Annotated in this window: 17 protein-coding genes; 6 read left to right on the top strand and 11 right to left on the bottom strand. The window is 60.0% G+C overall.

All coding sequences use genetic code 11. From position 1 onward, the window contains the following. Nucleotides 1-52: 52 nt before the first annotated feature. The 5 genes from NW844_RS00375 to NW844_RS00355 form a co-directional block, all read right to left on the bottom strand. Nucleotides 53-523, bottom strand: coding sequence for a phycobilisome protein (locus NW844_RS00375; RefSeq protein ID WP_414332448.1), 471 nt, complete (start codon nucleotides 521-523; stop codon nucleotides 53-55). 16 nt (nucleotides 524-539) lie between these two features. Then, nucleotides 540-1,079 carry a hypothetical protein gene (locus tag NW844_RS00370; protein ID WP_414332446.1) on the bottom strand — a complete coding sequence of 180 codons (540 nt, stop codon included), beginning with the start codon at nucleotides 1,077-1,079 and terminating at the stop codon, nucleotides 540-542. A 102-nt stretch (nucleotides 1,080-1,181) separates the two neighbouring features. Beyond that, a complete protein-coding gene (locus tag NW844_RS00365; RefSeq protein WP_414332444.1) occupies nucleotides 1,182-1,463 on the bottom strand; it encodes a hypothetical protein in 282 nt (93 codons plus the stop codon). Between the two features lie 52 nt (nucleotides 1,464-1,515). Next, the gene (locus NW844_RS00360; RefSeq protein ID WP_414332442.1) at nucleotides 1,516-2,199 is read right to left on the bottom strand and encodes a V4R domain-containing protein; all 684 of its coding nucleotides are present in this window, start codon (nucleotides 2,197-2,199) and stop codon (nucleotides 1,516-1,518) included. A gap of 69 nt (nucleotides 2,200-2,268) precedes the next feature. Continuing rightward, entirely contained in the window at nucleotides 2,269-2,754 is a 486-nt protein-coding gene (locus NW844_RS00355) for a 2Fe-2S iron-sulfur cluster-binding protein (protein ID WP_414332440.1), read from the bottom strand. Nucleotides 2,755-3,211: 457 nt separating this feature from the next. On the opposite strand from NW844_RS00355, the gene NW844_RS00350 reads away from it, so the two are divergent. Further along, nucleotides 3,212-3,724 (top strand): phycobilisome rod-core linker polypeptide, encoded by a 513-nt coding sequence (locus tag NW844_RS00350; protein ID WP_414332438.1) that lies wholly within the window; start codon nucleotides 3,212-3,214, stop codon nucleotides 3,722-3,724. Between the two features lies 1 nt (nucleotide 3,725). Here NW844_RS00350 and NW844_RS00345 read toward each other — a convergent pair whose 3' ends face one another. Next, on the bottom strand, nucleotides 3,726-4,730 hold the full coding sequence (locus tag NW844_RS00345) for an ABC transporter substrate-binding protein (RefSeq protein WP_414332436.1): 1,005 nt from the start codon (nucleotides 4,728-4,730) through the stop codon (nucleotides 3,726-3,728). Nucleotides 4,731-5,066: 336 nt separating this feature from the next. On the opposite strand from NW844_RS00345, the gene cobA reads away from it, so the two are divergent. Continuing rightward, a complete protein-coding gene (gene cobA / locus NW844_RS00340) occupies nucleotides 5,067-6,566 on the top strand; it encodes a uroporphyrinogen-III C-methyltransferase (RefSeq protein ID WP_414332434.1) in 1,500 nt (499 codons plus the stop codon). 49 nt (nucleotides 6,567-6,615) lie between these two features. Beyond that, entirely contained in the window at nucleotides 6,616-7,440 is an 825-nt protein-coding gene (gene menB / locus NW844_RS00335; protein ID WP_414332432.1) for a 1,4-dihydroxy-2-naphthoyl-CoA synthase, read from the top strand. Between the two features lie 275 nt (nucleotides 7,441-7,715). On the opposite strand, the gene NW844_RS00330 is transcribed toward menB, so the two are convergent. From NW844_RS00330 to NW844_RS00320, 3 genes are all read right to left on the bottom strand, one after another. Next, nucleotides 7,716-7,940 carry a hypothetical protein gene (locus NW844_RS00330; RefSeq protein WP_414332430.1) on the bottom strand — a complete coding sequence of 75 codons (225 nt, stop codon included), beginning with the start codon at nucleotides 7,938-7,940 and terminating at the stop codon, nucleotides 7,716-7,718. A 193-nt stretch (nucleotides 7,941-8,133) separates the two neighbouring features. Beyond that, nucleotides 8,134-8,739: a precorrin-6Y C5,15-methyltransferase subunit CbiT gene (gene cbiT, locus NW844_RS00325; RefSeq protein WP_414332428.1), complete on the bottom strand. Its 606-nt coding sequence runs from the start codon at nucleotides 8,737-8,739 to the stop codon at nucleotides 8,134-8,136. A gap of 220 nt (nucleotides 8,740-8,959) precedes the next feature. Beyond that, on the bottom strand, nucleotides 8,960-10,078 hold the full coding sequence (locus NW844_RS00320) for a hypothetical protein (RefSeq protein WP_414332426.1): 1,119 nt from the start codon (nucleotides 10,076-10,078) through the stop codon (nucleotides 8,960-8,962). Between the two features lie 150 nt (nucleotides 10,079-10,228). Between NW844_RS00320 and NW844_RS00315 the strand changes: the two genes are divergently transcribed. Continuing rightward, a complete protein-coding gene (locus tag NW844_RS00315) occupies nucleotides 10,229-12,055 on the top strand; it encodes an N-acetylmuramoyl-L-alanine amidase (protein ID WP_414332424.1) in 1,827 nt (608 codons plus the stop codon). A gap of 104 nt (nucleotides 12,056-12,159) precedes the next feature. Then, complete coding sequence (gene murI, locus NW844_RS00310) at nucleotides 12,160-13,026, top strand: glutamate racemase (RefSeq protein WP_414332422.1); 867 nt, start codon at nucleotides 12,160-12,162, stop codon at nucleotides 13,024-13,026. Nucleotides 13,027-13,073: 47 nt separating this feature from the next. Here the strand turns inward: murI and NW844_RS00305 are convergent, their stop codons facing one another. Beyond that, entirely contained in the window at nucleotides 13,074-13,655 is a 582-nt protein-coding gene (locus tag NW844_RS00305) for a hypothetical protein (RefSeq protein WP_414332420.1), read from the bottom strand. 409 nt (nucleotides 13,656-14,064) lie between these two features. Here NW844_RS00305 and fba point away from each other — a divergent pair, with 409 nt between their 5' ends. Further along, the gene (gene fba / locus NW844_RS00300; protein ID WP_414332418.1) at nucleotides 14,065-15,144 is read left to right on the top strand and encodes a class II fructose-bisphosphate aldolase; all 1,080 of its coding nucleotides are present in this window, start codon (nucleotides 14,065-14,067) and stop codon (nucleotides 15,142-15,144) included. A 129-nt stretch (nucleotides 15,145-15,273) separates the two neighbouring features. Here fba and NW844_RS00295 read toward each other — a convergent pair whose 3' ends face one another. Continuing rightward, on the bottom strand, nucleotides 15,274-15,501 hold the full coding sequence (locus tag NW844_RS00295; protein WP_414332416.1) for a hypothetical protein: 228 nt from the start codon (nucleotides 15,499-15,501) through the stop codon (nucleotides 15,274-15,276). Nucleotides 15,502-15,552: the final 51 nt, after the last annotated feature.

Genomic DNA, 15,552 nt, shown 5'->3' with positions numbered 1-15,552 from the left:
AGGGAGTGGGCTGTATACAGTAATTGGTGGATGGATCGAGAGCCCATTGACTTCAGTTGACCAGCATCGACTTGGCCAAGAGCACGTAGGGGCGGATGGCCTCGCTCTCTTCGGGGCCGAAGACAGCGCTGAGGGAGTCGAGCATCAACTTATAGGCAGGCTGGCACTGGTCACGCATCTTGAAGGACTTCAGGATCGTCTCCAGCCAGTAGAGCAACTTATCCCGCAGGTAATCCTCATCGTTGAGCAGCATGGCCAGGCAGCAGTAGCGCCACACCATGAGGAGATCGCGGCGGCAACGCTCCCAGGCCAGGTGCCCATGTTGGCGGGGCAAATTCGGCATCATCGGCTGGAACTTCTCCATCACCCGCTCCACCAGCTCTTGCTCTTTGGCCTGCAGGACTTGATAGAGGCGGACTCGTTTGGGGATCCCTTCCACATAGGCGTGTAGGGTTTTCAACTCGTCCGGGCGCAGATAGCGGCCCTCACTTTGTTGCATCAGCTCGGCGACCATTGAATTCATAGGAAGCCCCCTTGGTTTAGACGAACATTTGCATCAGGGTGAGCGCTTCTTCCGACGGAGCTGCAGTCTCGGTTTGAGGAGCAAATTCTGGCTCAAGCCGCTCTGGGGAAGGGGTGCAGACAGCCTGTAGCGCTTGCCAGCAGGGGGCAAGCAAACCCTGCTGCTCCGCCGGCAGGGATCCCTGCACCACCGCCTGCAACTGCTGGAGCGCTTCCGGCAAACCCAGATGACGTTCCATCGCCCCACAACTCCATTGCTGCAGGGGCAAGGGATCCCCCAACAACAAGCTCAGGCCCAGGGAGCGCAAGCAGAAGGCCAGTTGCCGGGCCAAGAGGCGCTGAGTGGGGGCGAGAGAGGATTCTGCCTCACCGCTGTACCCGTGCTGTTGCAGAACCTTCTCGATCCATGCCATCTCCTGCTGTTGCAAAACCTGGTAGAGATGCAGCCGCTCTTGAAAGGAGAGAGCGTAGCGGATGAGATCCTGCAGATCGTCGGGCGTCAGGTAATCCCCTTCTCGATCGGCAATGCGCTCCGGCCAGGAGTGAAGGTCATTCATGGGTGAGGTCTCCTTAAAAAACCCGATTCAAAACCAGTCTCAAAACGAGTCAAAAGATCGAGCGGCTCGAGGAAGCAAAACCCAAGTTGGGGCAAAGCAGGGCTAGAGCAAGGCTCCACCAAACAAAGCGGCAAAATCCTCAAGCGTAAAGGGATCCTCTGGCGGCAGCTCCGGCGGTGGCTCAGGGCGCGGGCGGACGCCCGACCAATTGCAGCCGGCAAAAAACTGCCCTACCGACTGGGCCAAGAACAGGGGGGAGTCCGACAGCGATTCTGGAGCGAAGGGAGCTTTGGCCAAGGGCCGGTTATCCCAGTTCAACCCCTGTAAAAACACCGCCAGCGGCTGGGTTAAGTCCAGATCGGTGTCTAGGTTGAGGGTGACCATGGGCGTTTCTCCAAAGTGGCAAGGGAAGGATTGCAAAAGCCACAGGCAGACCTCACAGTTGGTGCAAACGCTGCTCGATCTCGCGGGCGCTGGCCCCTTCGCTCACCCAGAAATTGGCGGCATCGATGCGCTCTTGCCCGCCCAGCAAAAACTTGCAGTAGGTCTCCCCCATGGCGTAGCACTGGATCTCGATGCAGGCCAGCTCGCGGGAAGTCATAGCAGAGAAAAATCCGGCAAATAGCCCGGCATAGAGGTGACAAACCGGCTTGCCCACATCGCCCAAGGTGCGGGCCACCAGCGAGTCAAACAGGTTGATGAATAGGAACCCTTTTTGTTTGGACTCGGTTTCCACCTCCCACTTGCCCCACCCTTGCGCCGTAAAAGGCCACCACCAGGTCTCCAGCAAAAACAGAAGGTTGGACTGCTTGACCCCAACTCCGTACTCCCGCTCATACCACTGGGAAAAATGCTGGGCATCGCGGCTGCCCCAGTCTCTGCCGATGGTGTACATCACCGCCGCAGAGGCATCGCCCACTTCCCGCTCTAGGCCCGCCTGCAGGCCGACAATGAAGTCTTCGCTGAGCAGCAGGTTTTGGGTGTTGTTCCAGTCGATGATCGTGCCTTGCTCTCGGTTAAAGCGGAAGAAATCGCGGTAGCTGTAGTGGGCGTGCTTGTCGCGGCCCACCGGCATGGTGACTGCGGGACGGGGATCCGGTCGAGTGGTAACGCTGGCCATGGCTTTCTCCTCAACAAAACTGAGCCGTGATCTACTACAGCAGGAACCCAAGCAGAGTGTTGGGATCCCTTAGGCCTCGCGGGTCTGGGCAAGAGTGCTGCCGATGATGCGGAAGTCTTCGTTTTCCAGTTGCTTGATCGTGGAACGGGTGATGATCTTGCCCTCCTCCACCAAAACGCGCCCTGTTCGGGGGTGCAGCAAGTCTTGTTCGGCCCGCCGACCGATGAGCACCTCGATATCCTTCAGCGAGTTCACGTACATCCCCGGCGGCAGCTCCACCACCACCCCATCGGCCACCACCCGTGCCTGACAGGCCAAGCGGGAATTGCTGCGGGCGCTGGTGATCGTCTCCAGGGTTTTGGCCTCGCGGGGGGTGATGGGGGTGAGGCTCTCCATGCCCTCCTTGACGTAGACATGACAGGTGGCGCAGAGGCCGCGGCCGTTACATTCCTTGGAGACATGGAGCTCCTCCGACAAAATGGCCGACAGCAGATTGCTGTAGGTATCCACCTCCGAGACACGGGATAGAGGATCTAGCCGGATTTGTTTCACCATAGGTGGGATCCCCAACTTCAAGGCAGACAAAAACTCTGCCGGCAGATACGCCCTGCCGCAAAAGCAATACAAGCGAAAAATCAGTTCCTACTCGTATTCTGGATTTTGGCCAGGCTGAGAGAATCAAAATGTCATAATCTTTAACTACGAATAAATACGGAAATTTTCTCCATGTAGAAAGCTGGAAAGTAGAATCACATAAACTCGAAAAAACTGGGGGCCTTCTTGTAAACATTTATCGCAAGCTTCCCCAGTTCAACTTATCGACAAGATAAATCTTGAGTAGGGCTTTTGCTCGATTGGATTTTGGGTTGGCATTGACAATTTTCGGATCTGGTTAATGCCGACTGTAAAAGTGTATCGAGCAACCCTATCTTCATTGTTTCTTTAAGTTGACCTCTTGTCTAATCGGTTTTTGTTCGCTTTTTGTCGGTCGCGTTGCTTGGGAGCTATCGCTATGGAACTACGCCAGCGGGATCCGCAAACGTTGCAAAACCTGTTGCGGGCTGCCTACCAACAGCTTTTGGAACGCCAGCCCTACCAGCACGAGAAGGCGGGAGAGCTGGAAAAAATCGAGCAGGACTTTCTGCGGGGTCGGATTGGGATCAAGCGGTTGGTTCGCCAAATTGGGGGATCCCGGCTCTACCGGCAGCTCTTTTTCAGTGCCGGCTGCAACACCCGCTGCGTGGAGCAGGGTTTTAAGCACTTTTTGGGGCGGGCCCCGGCCAGCAAGGAGGAGGTGGCCGCCTACCACGACATCTTGCTCCACCAGGGCTTTCAAGCCATGGTCAATGCCTTTATCGACTCGGAGGAGTACCGCCACACCTTCGGCAACGACCAACTGCCCCACCCGCGGCAGCGGCTGAGCGGCTGCCCGCCTCTGGCCTACCTGCTGACGGAGCAGATGCACCGGCGCCATGAGCTGGCGATGCAGGGATCCCCGCGGCTGCAGAGCTTGGCGGTGATGTAACTCAGGCGGCGGGAGCGGGAAGAAAGTCGAGGCTGTAGGCTTGGCGGGCATTCAGGCCAGCTTCGACAATTCCCAGGGCCACCATTTCCTGAAAATAGGTCTGCCAGCGCTGGTGGGTCATGGCACCGATCCCCAGGGTGGCCGCGTCGCCGGCAGTGAGGAGGCCGTAGTCTTTTAGGGCTTGGTGGGCATAGGCCAGAAGGGCCTCGCTCATGTTGGGGTTGTCTTGGCGGATGAGGCGGTTGCCGGGGCGGGGATCCTCCAGGTAGCTTTGCCAGCCCGCGATGGAGGCGGCCACAAATTTTCGCACCTCCTCCGGGTGCTGTTCGGCAAAGGGGCGGGTGGTCTCCAGCGTGGTGGCATAAGGGGAATAGCCGTAGTCGGCCAGCAGGAAGACAACAGGATCAAAGCCGCCCTCCTGGCGCACGCGGAAGGGCTCGGAGGTGACATAGCCCTGCTGGGCAGAGGATTTGTCCAGCAGGAAGGGGGCGAGGCTGAGGTTGTAGGGGCGCTTTTGCTCGTCGCTGAAGCCGAACTTGGCCCGCAAGAAAGGCCAGTAGGTGAGGTTGGCTCCCGGAGAGACCCAGATGGGCTTGCCCCGCAAGTCTTCCAGGCGCTCGATGCCCACGCCCGGATGGACCAAAAGACACTGGGGATCCTTCTGGAAAAAGGCGGCCACGGTGAGCACGGGGATCCCTGATTGCAAGGCCGCCAGGGCGTCGGGGCTGCCGCCGAGGACAAAGTCCGCTGCTCCTCCAGCCAGCAGTTGCAGCACGTTAACTGCCGTTCCCCCCATGCGGATTTCCACCTGCAGGCCGTAGTCGGCGTAGATACCCAGGGCCAGGGCCTGGTAGAAGCCGCCATGCTCCGCCTGAGCATACCAGTTGGTCACCAGGCGCAGGGGCCGGGATCTGGAGCGGCGGGATCCCGCTGCTGCTGTCACTAGAGCAGCTCCACTGGCCAAAAAGCGCCGTCGGGGCCAGAGCTCTGCAGTCACACTAGCCATGGGCAGGGATCCTCAGACTGCAACGCTTTCAGTATCTCGCAAGCAGGTGGTTTTTGCCTCAGCTTGGCCCAAATAGCCCCTAGCCGGATGTCGGTATCTCTCCTCTCCCATCCCTCACCCCCGGCCCCTCTCCCATCCCTCACCCCCGGCCCCTCTCCCAGAGGGAGAGGGGAGTTAGAGCGGCGCGTTCGCGACAGCGTTGCGGAGCAATAACGACGTCAATGACGACGTAGAGAAACGCTTCGTTGCTATTTGAAATGACTACAGTTGCAAAGGGAGCGGGATCCCGCTTTTGCGGCAGGATCAACAGGTAGAGGGCAAGAGAAGGGGTGCGGCATGGGCAAGGTGTATCTGGTGGGGGCGGGGCTGGGTGGGCGGGACGGCCTGACGCAAGGGGCGCTGGAGATCTTGCGGCGGGCTGAGGCCGTTTGGGTGGATGAGCTGGTGGACGAGCGCTTGTTGGCGGAGTTGCCCCCCCAGGCGCAGGCGTGGCGACGTTCCGAAGCAGCGAGCTTGCAGGAGGGCATCCGCTGGCTCATCCAGCGCTGCCGGGAAGGGAAGCAGGTGGTTCACCTCAAGGCGGGGGATCCCTTGATCTTTGGCCGTGCCCGCGAGGAGGTGCAGGCCCTGCGGGAGGCGGGCTGCCCGTTTGAGATCTGGCCAGGCTTGTCGTCGGCCCTGGCCGGCCCTTTGTGGGCAGGGATCCCTCTGACCGATAAGCACTTGAGCCGCGCCTTTGCCGTGCTGACCGCCCATGAGCTGGAGCCCCTGCCCTGGGGCGCTCTGGCCCAGTTGGATACGTTGGTGATCTTGATGGGATCCCGGCAGCGGCAGCAGATTGCGGCCCAGTTGGTGGCAGCCGGGATCCCACCGGAGCGAGCCGTAGCCGTGATCTGGGGGGCGGGGCAGGCGGAGCAGCAGGTTTGGGTGGGCACCCTGGCAGAGCTGCAACAGGGGGAAGGGTTGGAGCCAGAAAAGCTGCCTGGCCTGCTGGTGGTGGGCGAGGTGGTGCGGCTGCGGCAGGAGTTTTTGCCAGGGATCCCACCGTTACCGCCACCGGCTCCTTTGGCAGGCAAAACGGTGCTGGTCACCCGTTCCGAGGGGCAGTCGCCGGCTTGGCGCGAGCTGCTGCAGGCTCAGGGGGCGCGGGTGCTGGAAATGCCCGCCCTGGTCATCCAGCCGCCTACAAGCTGGGATCCCTTGGACGCAGCCATTGCCGACCTGGAGAAATTCGATTGGCTGCTGCTGACTTCGGCCAACGGCGTGCAGGCTTTTTTCGAGCGGTTGCAGCAGCAGGGGCGAGACAGCCGGGCGCTCCACCCTGTGCGGGTGGCAGTGGTGGGATCCAAAACGGCGGCGGTACTGGCCCAGTACGGCATCCGCCCAGATTTGCTGCCCTCTGAGTTTGTGGCCGAGGCCCTGCTGCCCATTTGGCCGGAGCCAGTGCAGGGACAGCGCATCCTCTTTCCCCGCGTCGAATCCGGAGGACGGGAGGAGCTGGTGCAGGGGCTGCGGCAACGCGGAGCCGAGGTGGTGGAGGTGGCGGCCTACCAGTCGGCCTGTCCGGCAGCAGCGGATCCCCAAGTGCTCGAGGCCCTCAAAGAGCGCCAGGTGGATATCCTCACCTTTGCCAGCTCCAAAACCGTGCAGCATTTTGCCCATCTCCTGCGCCAGGCGGGGCTAGGCCCTGAAGTCTGGGATCCGCCCGTGCAGATTGCGGCCATCGGCCCCAAAACGGCAGCAACCTGCAAGCAGATCTTGGGGCGGGTGGATGTTGAGGCGCAGGAGTACACCCTGGAAGGGCTGTTGGGATCCCTCGTTCAGGCAGACGGTTAGCGCGGATAATGGGCAGGGATTGGCAAAGAAAAGGAACCCCCAAGACACCATGTGGCAGACGGCCAAGCTCTACGAAGACATCCTCTACGAAAAAACCGACGGCATCGCCAAGATCACCCTCAACCGGCCCCACAAACGCAATGCCTTCCGCCCCAAGACGGTTGCCGAGATGATCGACGCCTTTCTGGATGCGCGGGAGGATCCTAATATTGGAGTCGTGCTCTTGACGGGCGCCGGGCCGCATACGGATGGAAAATATGCCTTTTGTGCCGGCGGGGATCAGAGCGTGCGGGGGGAGGCCGGCTACCTGGACGAGGCCGGGATCCCGCGTCTTAATGTCCTGGATCTGCAGCGCATCATCCGCTCCTTGCCCAAAGTGGTGATTGCGCTGGTGGCCGGCTACGCCATTGGCGGGGGCCATGTTTTGCATCTCGTCTGCGATCTAACCATTGCCGCCGACAACGCCATCTTTGGCCAGACCGGGCCGCGGGTGGGCAGCTTCGACGGCGGCTTTGGGGCCAGCTACCTGGCACGGGTGGTGGGGCAAAAAAAAGCGCGCGAAATCTGGTTTCTCTGCCGCCAGTACACAGCCGCACAGGCGTTGGAGATGGGCCTGGTCAATGCAGTGGTGCCCGTGGAGGAACTAGAGGCAGAAGGGATCCGCTGGGCGCGGGAGATCCTCCAGCACAGCCCCTTGGCCATCCGCTGCCTCAAAGCAGCTTTCAACGCCGATTGCGACGGCCAGATGGGGCTGCAGGAGCTGGCCGGGGACGCGACGCTGCTGTACTACATGACCGAGGAAGCTGCCGAGGGCAAACGCGCCTTCTTGGAGAAGCGCCCTCCCAACTTTCGCCAGTTTCCCTGGCGGCCCTAGTTCTTTCCATGAATTCCACTTCCCCGCAGGGAAGCGACCGCCGAGATCCAGCAAAAGATTGACCAGGTCAGCGGAAGAATCAGGGTTTGAGGGTTGTCGCCGACCCTGTCGCTGAATTTTGGGTATAAAGCTTTACAGAGATCCCGGTGCTGCTGTTGAGGTGGCCTGGGATGGGCTTCTGAGAGGTGGGCCAAGAGGGTCTTTCTAGGGATCCACGACATAGCTATCCTGGGAGAGGCGCTCGTTACTACAAGCCACAACAGCGGCTGGGATCCCTAAGTTCCTGAGGATTTGCTGGGCGGGCTCTCTCTGGCTATCTCTTGTCTGCGCCGATCCCCAATGCCGCAGTCACCACAGCATTCCGGTCGCTTGAAGTCGTCCCAATGGATGCAAGCCCGGCAGCCCTTCAGCATTTCCGGCCAGCGCTCTCGAATCAACAGTTGCCGCAGCTTGACTTCCCGTGACTCCTGAAAGGGGTGTTGGAATTGGTCCATAGCCATTGGGGTTTCCCAGCTCTCTTAATCTGGTATAAGAGCAGATTTGAGTTTGAGTTCGAGAAATATCGGCATAGCTTAAGGTTTGGAATGGGCCCATCCTTCTTACTGGTTCAGGATAGCTGAGATGAACCTATCTAATTTTGTCTGTCGCTTTGAGAAAAGATTTACCAAAAAATGTAAACAGGTTATATAAAACTTAGCTCATTTTTTCTCCGCTTAAAACAAAAGTGGGATCCAGCGGCAGCAACATTTGAGTCCGACCGCGGTGTTCCAGACGGTTCACCGCCGATTGAATGACCTCCACATGATGAGCCCGCACAGCAGCCAGACCGGCGGAGAGGCCGTAGAGCCCATCCAAAGAGTTGGTTGTCGCCACGATCCGTCCGTTGGGATTGAGATGGCTCCAGCAGGCTTCCAGGATCTCCCGTAGGGGATGGCCTCCCTCAATGCAGATGCGATCCGGTGCAGGAGAAAGGTGTTGCAAACAATCGGGGGCAGTACCTTGAATCACTTGCACGTTGGTGAGGCCAAATTTCTCACAATTGCTCTCGATCAAGCTGACCACCTCTGCGTCTCGCTCGATGGCGATCACGCGAGCCTTGGGGCACAGAACAGCCGCTTCAATGGCAATCGTGCCCGTTCCGGCGCCAATATCCCACAAGCAGTGGTTCTCTCCCAGGCGCAACTGGCTCAGCACCAACACGCGCACCTCGCGAGGGCTCATCGGGATCCCTGGAATGCGTTCAAAGGCAGAATCCGGGATCCCTGGGGTGCGGTAGGGCCAAGGGAAAGGGGTTGACATTGCAAGGCACCGCTGCTGTGCATCTATCCCTCAGCATAGAGCGAATGCTCGACAGACCATCGCCGGTCTGAAAACACCTTCTGGATCCGATCAAGTTCTGGCCATTTCCAAGAGCCATGAAACGGCTCGTTATGTCGATCTCCCCTCTCCCTCTGGGAGAGGGGCTGGGGGTGAGGGATGTAGCTCCCTTGGCTGGAGTAGATAACGCTGGAAAAAGCTGTTAAGGACATTTGCCTGAGCCGAAGTGTCCCAAACCATTCATCCAAAGGATGAGCCTTGCTCGCAGGTAGAGCCAAATCTCATCGTTTGCCCGCAATAGGAATATGACATAGAGGCTCAATACGACTAAGGCACACAAATTTCCCAAAAAAGTGTAGGTTTGGATAATTCGATCGGTACTCCAGCCAAACTCGTAGTTTAGGCGGTTCATATCCCCACTGGCATCTCCTTGCCCGCCAAACAGAGTTCCCCAAGGGATCTGGTTCAGGCCCAATTGGATAGTGTGCCACTGCCAAAAGCTTTTCCATAGGCTGCTGGCTGCAATTCCCAACACTATGAATCGCCAAAAATCCCATCGCCAACGATCCGGCAAGCGAAGATAAAAGCTGGCTATTAAAAAGGTGCTGAGATAAAACTCACCGCCAACGCCGCCAAAGGTAATCAGCAGCTCTTTGGTACGATTGGGCAGCAGCCAAGTCATATAAAACTGCAACAAGGCCAGAAAAATAGCCAACGCCTGCAGCCATCGGATCCGTTCCTTGCGGGCTGACCGGAACAGCAAAGCCAGCAAAAAAAGGATCCCAAAGTATACAAAGGGATCCTCTTTTGAGCTGATGCTGGTCCAGCCAAAGGGCAGGGGCAAAGCTGGATGTCCGCTCCACCAGGCAATGGTGGCATGGCCAAACTCGTGAATCCAGATGTGTAAAGGCAAATGCAACACCTGCAACAAGCCAACGTTGTTTACCAGCAGGGCCACTGCAAATGCAACCGGATAAGCCCAGATATTGACCGCCCAGCTATCGAAAGAAAAGCGATCCCAACGCTGCTGGGATCCCAACTTGAGGCTGCGCTGCCAGAGCAATTGGGAGCCGCGGTAAGCACAAATTTCCACTTGCTTCAGCCGCGGGATCCGCAGTTGCTGCACCATCAAAAACAGTTGGGCAACGAGCAGAGATGGCTGTTGGGGCAGGGATCCGGTGAGGTGGATGTGCAGGGTTTCATCGGCAAAGTTCACCCGTCCGGGCCAGCGTCGCCGCAGCAGCTCCAGCCGCACAACCCGCACAATCGATTGGCTGTCCCCAGCTCGCGCTAGGGTGAGGGGATCCGGTGGGCTGGGCATCCCAGGATACCTCCAAAAATCAAAAATAAGGAGCGAACCCATCATCCCCCAACCCCGCCAGCAAGAGCGAAATTGCGCTCCCTCTCAGGCCGCTCCCGGGGGAGGTTGGTATAGTTGAGGGCAGCAGGTGTGCGGAGTGGATGGAGGGTCATGCCCGAATTGGACAAGCCAGGGTCAAGGCAGATATGGGGGGCGATGCTGCTGTTGAGCTTAACCGGAGCAGGCGTGTTTCTCCCTCAACCTGTCCGGGCTCAGGCAACCACGGCTCCAGGTCTATCTCACATCGACCGTTGGTACTACGATCCGCAGCAGGGACGGCTGGAAGTCAACACCCAGGGCGAGGTGCGGCCTTTCCTGTTTGTGCTCCAGAATCCGCCGCGGGTTGTTCTGGATTTTCCCAACACCCGCTATGGACGGGATCCCCAAACCCAGACTTTCCCAGGCCGTGTTGCCTCCCTGCAGATCAGCCAGCTCACAGAGACCATCACCCGCTTTGTGCTGTATCTGCAGCCGGATCAGCCTCTCAGCCTCAACCAACTGCAACTGCTCACCGCCGGCCCCTCCCGCTGGGCTGTTCAATTCCTCCAGGCCGGCCAACCCTCGCCTGCCGCCCCGCTGTTTCCCCCTGGCCCCCGCGATCCTGCGCCCCCTCCTTCGCGGACGCCACCTCCCCGCAGCCCCGCTCCCTCCCGTGCCGACCATCAGATCTTGGGGGTATCCCCGCAGGCGGAGGGTTTTTTCATCCGCACCCAGGGCAGCCCCGCCACCACGGTGCGGCGCATCCTCGATCCGGATCGGGTGGTGGTGGATTTTCTCAACACCACCCTCAGCCCCGCCCTCACCCAACGAGCCTACATCGTCAACCGTCTGGGGGTTTTGCGGCTGCGCATCGGGCAGTTTGAGCCCACGATTGCTCGGGTGGTGTTGGATGTGGATCCTTCGAGTGGCGATTGGGAAGCCCGCTACGACCCGCAGCAGGGCGGGATCTGGATCCAGCCCGCCGGTGGCGCTGACCAGGCCAGCCTTTTGCCTGAGGTCAGCCAGGGCGATCCCCAAGGGCCGCTGGCTACCTTGCGCTCGGTGGAGCTGCAGGGCAATCAGCTCATCATCAGCGCCGATGGGTTCCTGTTTTACCGGGCTGGCTGGGATCCGGAAAGCGGCGGCTACCGCATCAACGTGGCGCCGGCTCGCCTGCCCCAGTCTTTGCCAGATCCCGGCTTGCCGGTTGGGGGGCCGGTGGAGCGGATCCGCTTTGTGCAAGAAGATGCCCGCACGGTCAGCATTCTGGTGCAACCTGCCGAAGAGTTCAATGTGTTTGAGCCCCACCCCGGCCAGGGATCCCGCCGCATTACCTTGGAGCTGCGGCCTCTCAACGCCCCGCCGCCAACACCTCAGCGGCAACCGTCTGCCCAAGCTTCCCCTCCTCCACCCCAGGGCCGGACGGTCATCGCCGTCGATCCGGGACACGGCGGACGGGATCCCGGCGCCATCGGAGTGGATGGGATCCAGGAGAAGGACATCGTCCTCTCCGTTTCCCTCCAGGTACGACAACTGCTGCAAGAGCGGGGCTATGGAGTGGTGATGACTCGCACCGACGACCGGGAAGTGCTGCTGCAGCCGCGGGTGGATATGGCCGTTCAGGCCAACGCTACCCTATTGGTGAGCATCCATGCCAACGCCCTGGATCGCTCCGGCATCCACGGCATCGAGACCTACTACCTGCGGCCCGATAGCGCCGAGCTGGCCACCATCCTGCACCGCAGCTTGGTGAGGGCCACCGGCGCTGCCGACCGGGGGGTGCGACGGGCCCGCTTTTTCATGGTGCGGGAAACGCCCGTGGGTATGCCTTCCGTGCTGCTGGAGTTGGGCTATGTAACCAACCCAACCGAAGGGCGAAAATTGGCTACTGCCGAATACCAGGCTATTTTGGCGCGGGCCATTGCCGAGGGCATTGAGGCCTTTCTGCGCAGCCGCTAAGGTCCTGCAGCCGATCCCAGGGAGAGGGCCAGAAAGCGATGCCGACAGCCTCAGAGGCAGGGTAGGATACAGCAGCTTAGCCAAGGTGTTGAGGAGAACGGAGCATGCGTTGGGATCCGGATCCCGGTTGGCCAATTGGGGTGTTTGACAGTGGCTTGGGCGGGCTGACGGTTTGGCGAGCCTTGCGCCGCCGCCTCCCCCAGGAACGGCTCCTCTACTTTGCCGATACGGCGCGGCTGCCCTATGGGGAACGCTCCCCAGAGGAGATCTTGACCTTTGTGCGGCAAATTCTGACGTGGATGCAGGCGCAGCCGGTGAAGCTGGTGGTGATGGCCTGCAATACCAGCTCAGCTTTGGCCCTAGAACACGTGCGGCAGGAGTTCGCCCTGCCCATTCTGGGGCTGATCCTGCCGGGCGCCCAGGCGGCCTTGTCTCAGGGATCCCGCATTGGGGTGATTGCCACGGCGGCCACCGTTAAAAGCCGCGCCTACTCCAGGGCCATTCAGGAGTACAGCGCCCTGGATCGCAGGCGTTTTCCCCAACCTGTCCAGTGCTGGGAGCAGGCCTGCCCGGAGTTCGTCCCCCTCATCGAAGCCGGCCAGTTGGACGGCCCCGCCCTGCGGCAAGCGGCCGAACGCTACCTGCAGCCCCTGTTGCAACAGGGGATCGATACCCTCGTCTACGGCTGCACCCACTACCCGCTGCTGGATCCCCTCTTGAAATCCCTGCTGCCCCCAGCCGTCAAACGGGTGGATCCCGGCGTGGCGCTGGTGCGATCCCTGGCCCGCGAACTGAGCTTATGGGGCTTGCGCCGCCCCTCGGCCGCCGCCCAGGAGGAACCCTACCGTTTCTGCGTGAGCGGGGATCCAGAGCGATTTGCCCGCTTGGCCACTCCTTGGCTGGGCTTTCGGCCCCAGGTGGAACGGGTGGAATGGCCGGCCTTGGATGTCAACAGCTCCCGCCGCCCCTGAACAGGCGCTCCTTCTCTTCAGGACTGGGAGCACCAGGCTCTTTGTTCTCAACGGGTCATCACCTGCAGGGGGAAGCGCTCCGCCAACTCCCCTTCTACCTTGGGCAGCCATTCCTCTTGAAACACCCACACCTGGCCTTGCTGCACGCGGCCATCGGGGTTTTGCGTCAGCTCCAGCCAATAGACGAATTGGTTTCCCCGCAGCACCACGCCTTGAATGGCCAAGGCCAGGGTATAGCCGGGAGTATTCGCCAGGGCCTCTGGGGACGGGTAGCGGATCACCTCCACCGCCCGATCCAAATCGGCGGCAATCTCTGGCCCATAGACCTCGCGAATCGCCTGAAAGAGATCTTCCGCCGTCAGCCCTTGTGGGCGAAAGAAGGTCATGCGCTCCGAGCGAATCGTCTCCCGATCCAGCGGGTTGATGATCCGTCCTGGCGGAGCCACCGAGGCCAAAAAGGTAAACCGGGATCCATCCGGCTCCACGCGGTTGATGTTCAGGGTTTCGCCCGGACGGGGCCGCAGCACGGGATTCTCCCTCACCCAGGCGGCCACCTGATCCGGAGATTGCCCAGGGATCCCCCAAGCGGCCAAGCGAAGACCCGCTGCCGCCCAGCAGGCTATGGCCAAACCAATCGCCTTAGCGGGTCGGAGTCCTCTCCCTTGAGACAAGGGCAGTTGTTTACCCCCACAGGATAGAGCCTTCCCTCGGTTGGCGCCCAAGACCGGCCACGGATTGCAATGCACCTTCTCATTCCTCCGGACAACCAATGCAGAAACGATATGAACACATGGTCAGGCAGGGGCAGAGCCTTCCTCGATGGGAAAAGTCCTGCCCTCCCGGCCCTTTCCTACTGTATCTGGAGAGGTTGGTGGGCCTGTTGCGTCTGAGCGCGAGCCTCACGGCCAATGGTTGCAAAGATCCCTCGGCAAGATACGCAGATCGCCGGCGGCTTATCCGCCAAAACGTAAAAAGTATCTTAAGATCAACGGTAAGCAAACCTTATACGCATTAGGTCAGCACCTCAGGAGGTAACCGATGGCTCTCGTTGCAATGCGGACGCTGCTGGATCATGCCGCCGAACACGGCTACGGCATTCCGGCTTTCAACGTCAACAACATGGAGCAGATCCAAGCGATCATGCAAGCTGCCCATGAAACCAACAGTCCGGTCATCCTGCAAGCCTCTCGAGGGGCACGCAAGTATGCGGGCGAGCACTTTTTGCGCCACCTGATCCTGGCGGCGGTGGAGACCTACCCCCACATTCCCGTCGCCATGCACCAAGACCACGGCAACAGCCCCGCCACCTGCTACTCTGCCATCCGCAACGGCTTCACCAGCGTCATGATGGATGGCTCCCTCAAAGAAGATGCCAAAACGCCGGCCAGCTACGAGTACAACGTGGCCGTTACCTCCGAAGTGGTGAAAGTGGCCCACGCAATTGGGGTGAGCGTGGAAGGGGAACTGGGCTGCCTGGGATCCCTGGAGACAGGCCGTGGCGAAGCAGAAGATGGTCACGGTGCTGAAGGGGCCCTCAGCCACGACCAACTGCTCACCGACCCCGACCAAGCGGTGGACTTTGTGGAGCGAACTCAGGTGGATGCGCTGGCTGTAGCCATTGGCACCAGCCACGGCGCCTATAAGTTCTCCCGCAAGCCCACCGGCGACATTCTCGACATGGAGCGCATCGCCGAGATCCACCGCCGCCTGCCCAACACCCACCTGGTGATGCACGGTTCCTCCTCGGTGCCTAAGGAGTTGATCGACATCATCAACCAGTACGGCGGCTCCATCCCCGAGACCTACGGCGTGCCGCTGGAAGAAATTCAGCGGGGCATCCAAAACGGGGTGCGCAAAGTCAACATCGACACCGACAACCGCCTGGCCATCACGGCTGCCGTGCGCCGCGCCCTGGCCGAAAATCCGAAAGACTTTGATCCCCGCTCTTTCCTCAAGCCTTCTATTAAGGAAATGCAAAAAGTGTGCGCTGAGCGCTACATCGCCTTCGGCTGTGCCGGCCATGGCACCAAGGTTCCGGTGGTTACCTTGGATGAGATGGCAGCCAAGTATGCTTCTGGCGCTTTGGCAGCTCAGGTGAAGAAGACCGTCGCGGTCTAGCCCTCACACCCGGCCGCTGCAGCCCAGAACTCCTCGGCGTTTGCTGAGGAGACTCTAGCTCAATCGACAGGTAAGGGGATCCGCAGAGGATCCCCTGTTGCTTTGGAGGAACTTGATGCGTTTTGGCGGTCAGGCAGCTTTTGCTACAAAACTTTTTTCCACTTCGATCTGCCGATTTAGCAACGCCAAAGTCAGGCGATCCAGCATTTCCAGGTCGGCCTCGGAGTAGCGCCGCTGAAAGAGCAGCTCGTTGATCTGGTTTTCTTGTCCTAGGCTGAGGAAGCCGCTGCAGAGCACCTGCTCCACAATTTCTCGAATGCTGGAAGCAACAGGAGGAAAATCAAGACCGGTGTTCATGACCTTTTCCGTTTGAGGGGTTAGCGTTCAAAAGCTGGTTTTACGGGAGGA

It is taken from the genome of Synechococcus sp. H55.2 (genome assembly GCF_047462495.1).
Taxonomy (GTDB): domain Bacteria; phylum Cyanobacteriota; class Cyanobacteriia; order Thermostichales; family Thermostichaceae; genus Thermostichus.
This window is presented reverse-complemented; position numbering and strand designations above follow the sequence as displayed.